The sequence below is a fragment of the Treponema endosymbiont of Eucomonympha sp. genome, assembly GCF_001028545.1.
The window spans coordinates 1-5,311 of sequence record NZ_BBPW01000052.1; the positions used below are offsets into that span (position 1 = coordinate 1).

Annotated in this window: 4 protein-coding genes and 1 pseudogene; all 5 read right to left on the reverse strand. The window is 55.7% G+C overall.

Going from position 1 to position 5,311, the window contains the following annotated elements; genetic code table 11:
* Nucleotides 1-477, reverse strand: a pseudogene (locus AWU74_RS03585) (IS5 family transposase); the annotation flags it as partial.
* A 172-nt stretch (nucleotides 478-649) separates the two neighbouring features.
* Nucleotides 650-1,576 carry a serine O-acetyltransferase gene (locus tag AWU74_RS03590; protein ID WP_062327683.1) on the reverse strand — a complete coding sequence of 309 codons (927 nt, stop codon included), beginning with the start codon at nucleotides 1,574-1,576 and terminating at the stop codon, nucleotides 650-652.
* Between the two features lie 15 nt (nucleotides 1,577-1,591).
* Entirely contained in the window at nucleotides 1,592-3,049 is a 1,458-nt protein-coding gene (locus tag AWU74_RS03595; protein ID WP_062327688.1) for a cysteine desulfurase, read from the reverse strand.
* The gene (locus AWU74_RS03600; RefSeq protein ID WP_062327685.1) at nucleotides 3,033-3,980 is read right to left on the reverse strand and encodes a family 2A encapsulin nanocompartment shell protein; all 948 of its coding nucleotides are present in this window, start codon (nucleotides 3,978-3,980) and stop codon (nucleotides 3,033-3,035) included. Before AWU74_RS03600 ends, AWU74_RS03595 begins: the two co-directional genes overlap by 17 nt.
* Nucleotides 3,981-4,062: 82 nt before the next feature.
* A complete protein-coding gene (gene moeB / locus AWU74_RS03605; protein WP_062327687.1) occupies nucleotides 4,063-5,232 on the reverse strand; it encodes a molybdopterin-synthase adenylyltransferase MoeB in 1,170 nt (389 codons plus the stop codon).
* Nucleotides 5,233-5,311 lie beyond the last annotated feature (79 nt).

The following is a 5,311-nucleotide window of genomic DNA, read 5'->3' on the forward strand; positions in this document are numbered from 1 at the left end:
GGAGAGGCGCTTGGCTGCAGTCCGCGACAGTACCGCTTGTCACAATGCCGCTTGCCGGTATCCCGTACTCGTCAACTACCAAGTGTAATTTGCTGTTCAGCCCCCTTTTGTGCGGCTAATGTCCTGATTGCCGCCGCGCGCCCCGCACGCGTCCGCGTGTGCCTTGATATACGTCGAATCTATCATAAAAATATCCCCGGCAGGCTCGCCTATTGCGGCGTCCGCCAGCATTTTCCATATTCCCTTGTCTCGCCAGCGGCAAAACCGCTTGTGTATGCTGTTCCAGTTCCCGAATTCTGGCGGTATATCTCTCCGCGGAGCGCCCGTGCGCGTCTGCCCCGCTACCGCATTAATAAACAAACGGTTGTCTTTCGCCACTCCCCCGTGTTTCCCTGCCTGCCCGGGCAGCAGTTTTTTTATCCGTTCCCACGCCTCGTCGCTTATATCATGCCGGTGAATGCCTTCATTTTCTTTCATGCTTCCCCTTTTACCTCTTTTCCTTTATCCAGTCCACACTACCTAGCGGTTTATCAAAGGAGCAGACCGAAGGGGCGGCGAAAGCCGCTCCTTTTTGCGCCCTGTTCTCTGCGTCGAGGCGGCGGCGTTTCAGCCTTTTATGCACCGCGCAGGCAATAGGCGTATACGCGCTTCAAATCACCCAGTCCCAAAACCCCTCTTCGTGGGATTCCGCGCGCTTCTCCGGCTCCGCCGGTTTGAACTGGTGTTCCACATTTTTGACGCTCACCCGCGTCTGGTCCGGCACCGACTTCACGATGAACGCGCTACTCCCGATTACGGTGCCTTCCCCGATAACCGTCGCGCCGCCGAAAATCGACGCGCCGGAATACACCGTAACATGACTGCACAGGGTGGGGTGGCGCTTGACGCTTTTTAACTGCTGACCGCCGCGGGTGGAAAGCGCGCCGAGCGTAACCCCCTGATATATTTTGACATAATCGCCGATGACGGTCGTTTCGCCGATAACGATGCCCGTGCCGTGGTCGATAAAAAAATATTTGCCGATAGTCGCGCCCGGGTGAATATCGACGCCGGTTATGCTGTGGGAGTGTTCGGACATAATGCGGGGGATAAGCGGCACGTCCAGCAGGTACAGTTCGTGGGCGAGCCTGTAGGTGGTTATCGCAAAAATCCCCGGATACGAGGAGATTATCTCGTCACGGCTGAATGCCGCCGGGTCGCCGTCAAACGTAGCTTCCACGTCGGTAACCAGCAGCGCGCGAATATCGGGTAATTTGGAGAGAAACGCGAACGTAATCTCGGCAGCCCTTTCGGCGACAAGCGCCTCGCCGCGGTGCGTCAAAGCGAGCTCGATTTGCGCTTCAAGATGATAGGTTATATCCTCAAGTAAGGCGCCCACATAGTACTTCAGCCAGCCGCCCGATATTTTCTTTTTGCCAAAGTATCCGGGAAATATGAGCGCCCGAAGTTTTTCAACCGTATCGGCAATAACGCTCCGGTTAAGCTGGTTTTTAGAATCAGCCTTGATAATGCTGGTCGTTTCCTCATAGCTTTGAGCCAGCATATCGACCAGTTGTTTGGTGTGCGACGGGTCCATTATTCCCTTTTTTGCTCAATGAAGGAGTTCACGCAGCGCCCGTGCCAGCGCGTCGATTTCGTCCCCCGTATTGTAGAACGCTATCGACGGTCTGACGGTGCCTTCAAGCCCGAAATTGCGCAGAATCGGCTGGGCGCAGTGGTGCCCTGCGCGGACGGCTATGCCCTTGCTGTTCAGATAGCTCCCGATTCGCTCAAGCTCATACCCGTCGAGCACAAACGAAAGCACACTCGCCTTATTATCAGCGGTTCCGATAAGGGTCAGCCCGGGTATCTTGCTCAGTTCCCGTATCCCGTACTGCAAAAGCTCCTGCTCGTAGCGCTGAATATTTTCCATGCCGATAGCCGTTATATAGTCAATTGCGGCTCCCAGCCCGGCGGCGTCGGCGATGTTTCCGGTGCCGGCTTCAAACTTCATAGGCGCTTTCTGATACACGGTGCGTTCAAACGTTACGTCGGCAATCATATTGCCGCCGCCGTGATAAGGCTGTGCCGCCTCAAGCAGTTCGGTCTTTCCGTATACCGCGCCGATTCCGGTGGGGGCGAAGATTTTGTGCCCTGAAAACACCAGAAAGTCCGCGTCCATAGCGGCAACATTCACGCTCATATGCGGCACGGACTGTGCGGCGTCTATCAGGACACGCACCCCGTTCGCGTGGGCGATCTGTATCATTTCCTCGACCGGCGCGATTGTGCCGAGGGCGTTGGATACGTGCGTCGCCGACACAAATTTGGTGCGGCTGTTGAAGAGCCGCGCGTACTCCGAAAGGATAATCTGCCCGCTTTTATCGACAGGCGCTACCCGTAGCACCGCGCCGGTTTCCGCCGCGATAAGCTGCCACGGCACGATGTTCGCGTGGTGCTCCAGCATCGTGAGGATAATCTCGTCCCCTGACGCAAGCAAGGGTTTGACATACGCCTGGGCGACAAGGTTTATCCCTTCGGTGGTGCCCCGCACAAACACGATATTGTCGGGGGAAGGCGAGCCTATAAAGCGCGCTGTTTTTTCCCGAGCCGCTTCATACGCGTTTGTCGAACGCGCAGCAAGTTCGTGAGCGCCGCGGTGCACGTTAGAGTTTTCGTGCTCATAAAAATACTTTAGGCGCTCGATAACTTGCTGAGGCTTCTGCGTTGTGGCGGCGTTGTCGAACCACACCAAGGGGTGCCCGTTCACCGTTTCGCTCAAAACCGGAAAATCCGCGCGTATCGCCTCAACGCTCCGATTCCCTATAACAGCGTGAATAGCGGAATATGAATCCCGATATTCCGGGAGTTCAGCGCGACCGATTTCCGTTTGCGGAAAGTCAGTACGCAAAGTGGAACTTTGCGGCAACACAACAGGAGAGTAAGATTCCGCCCTCGAAGGCGCAGCCTGCGTCCCAAATTCGGGGAAGTAGGCAAACGCCAACGTGGCAATCTCGTCAGCGTCAGGAAGCCCGTACTGACTCGGCAAACCGTTAGACGCTGTAGTCATAATAATCACCGACTTCCACGTCTTCGAGCACCGCTATTGCGTCGTCTGTCAGAATTGCCGCCGAGCAATACAGCGAAAGCAGATACGAGGCCACTCCATTATCGCCGATGCCGCGGAAGCGCACAGCAAGTCCCCGTGAATGCTCGCCCGGCAAGCCGGTCTGGAACAAACCGATAACGCCGCGCTTCGCTTCGCCGGTACGGACAAGCAGGATATTCGTTTTGCCTGATTTTCCTTTGGGATTTTTAAGTCCGTCTACAAACAGCTTATCCGTCGGGATAAGCGGAATGCCGCGCCACGCGACGAATGTGCCGCCGGATATATTCACCGTAACCGGCGGAACCCCGCGCTTCGTGCATTCCCGCTCGAATGCCGCAATAGCCCGCGGGTGCGCCAAGAAGAACGACGGTTCTTTCCACACCTTGGAAATCAATTCGTCAAGGTCGTCAGGCATCGGAGCGCCTCTCCGAGTCTGTACGCGCTGGGAATCGGCGACATTCTTGAGCAGCCCGTAGTCGTCGCTGTTAATAAGCTGGCTTTCCTGCCGTTCCCGAAGGGACTCGACTGCCAGCGCAAGCTGTTCGTGCACTTGGTCGAAAGGAGCGTGATAAACATCCTGCACCTTCGTATCTACGTTGATAATAGTCGATATTGCGCCCAGCTCGTATTCTCTCGGTTTCGCCTGATATTCGACATATCCTTGCGGAATCTCGACCTTGTTCGGGTCTTTGCTGCAAAGCGCGTCGAGAGGAGTGTTTCCCTCTACTACCTTATTCACCCGGTAAATACCGGCCTCAAGCCCTTTGAATTCCAATACCCTGGTTATCCAGCGGGGCGTCAGCGAACCGAACTGCGGCGCCGTCTTTGTTACGTCTGTAAGCTGATACGCCGCCGCGCTTCCGAGCGCGTTTAACTGTGCTTTTTCTGCCATACTTCTGCTCCTCAATTTATTTTTTTTCGCATTTCATGCGTTTTTTAACACCGACTGATTGCGCCGAATTATCCGGCGCGTTTTAATACACCGGCAAAGCGCGGTCAACTGCCCGCGCCCACCCGTTTATGCCGTCTTCCAAATTCAGGAGCCTGCCGGCATACCCAGCCTCCTGAAGCGCCCTGATAGCAAAAACACTGCGCTGTCCGATTTTGCAGACGAACACCGCGTCAATTGCCGGGTCAAATTCTCCGATACGCCTGACCATTTGCCCCAGCGGAATCGACTTCGCTTGCGGGAAATGCACAATTGCCCGTTCATGCGGTTCACGAATATCGATAATCTGTAAAGGTTCTCCCGCGTCAATACGGCGCTTCAACGCCTGCGCGGTAATGGTTTCGACCGATTTTTCGTCACGCCTTTTCAGCCCGCAGAACTCTTCGTAATCAACCAGCTCGCGAATAGACGGGTTTTTGCCGCATATCGGACAATTCGCGTCCTTTTCCAACGCGAGCGTGCGGAACGTTAATTTCCACGCGTCAAACAGGAGAAGGCGCCCCGCAAGCGTATCTCCCCCGCCGACAATGAGCTTGATAACTTCATTCGCCTGCAATGAGCCGATAATGCCGGGCAGCACACCGACAACTCCCCCTTCCGCGCACGAAGGCACTAACCCGGGCGGCGGCGGTTCGGGATATAGACACCGATAGCAAGGACCCACTTTTGCATAAAAGACGCTCGCTTGCCCCTCGAATTGAAAGATAGAGCCGTATACGTTGGGAATTCCCAGGAGCACGCACGCGTCGTTTACGAGGTAGCGGGTTTGATAGTTATCCGTGCCGTCCGCAACCACATCGTAGCCTTTCATAAGCTCCAGCGCATTTTTGCTGGTAAGCATCGTATTGTACGTAACCACGTTTATAGTCGGGTTTATGCCTTTTACACGGTCTTTCGCCGACGCGACTTTCGGTCGCCCTATGTCCTTCGTGCTGTGAATCACCTGCCGCTGCAGGTTCGACTCTTCGACAAAATCAAAATCCGCCATGCCGATGGTTCCCACGCCTGCCGCGGCAAGATAAAGCGCCAGCGGCGCGCCGAGACCTCCGGTCCCGACGAGCAGCACTTTCGCCGCCTTGAGTCGCTTTTGCCCTTCAACGCCGATTTCGGCAAGCAGCAGATGACGGCTGTACCGCGCGATTTCCCCGTTCGACAAGCCGGGAAGCGCTCGGTCGCCGATTATGCTCGACGTCACGCCGCCGCAAACCCATAAGCACGGCAACACCCGCCCGCGATTCCGGGGACAAGCAAAATCGTGTCACGTTCAGAAACCC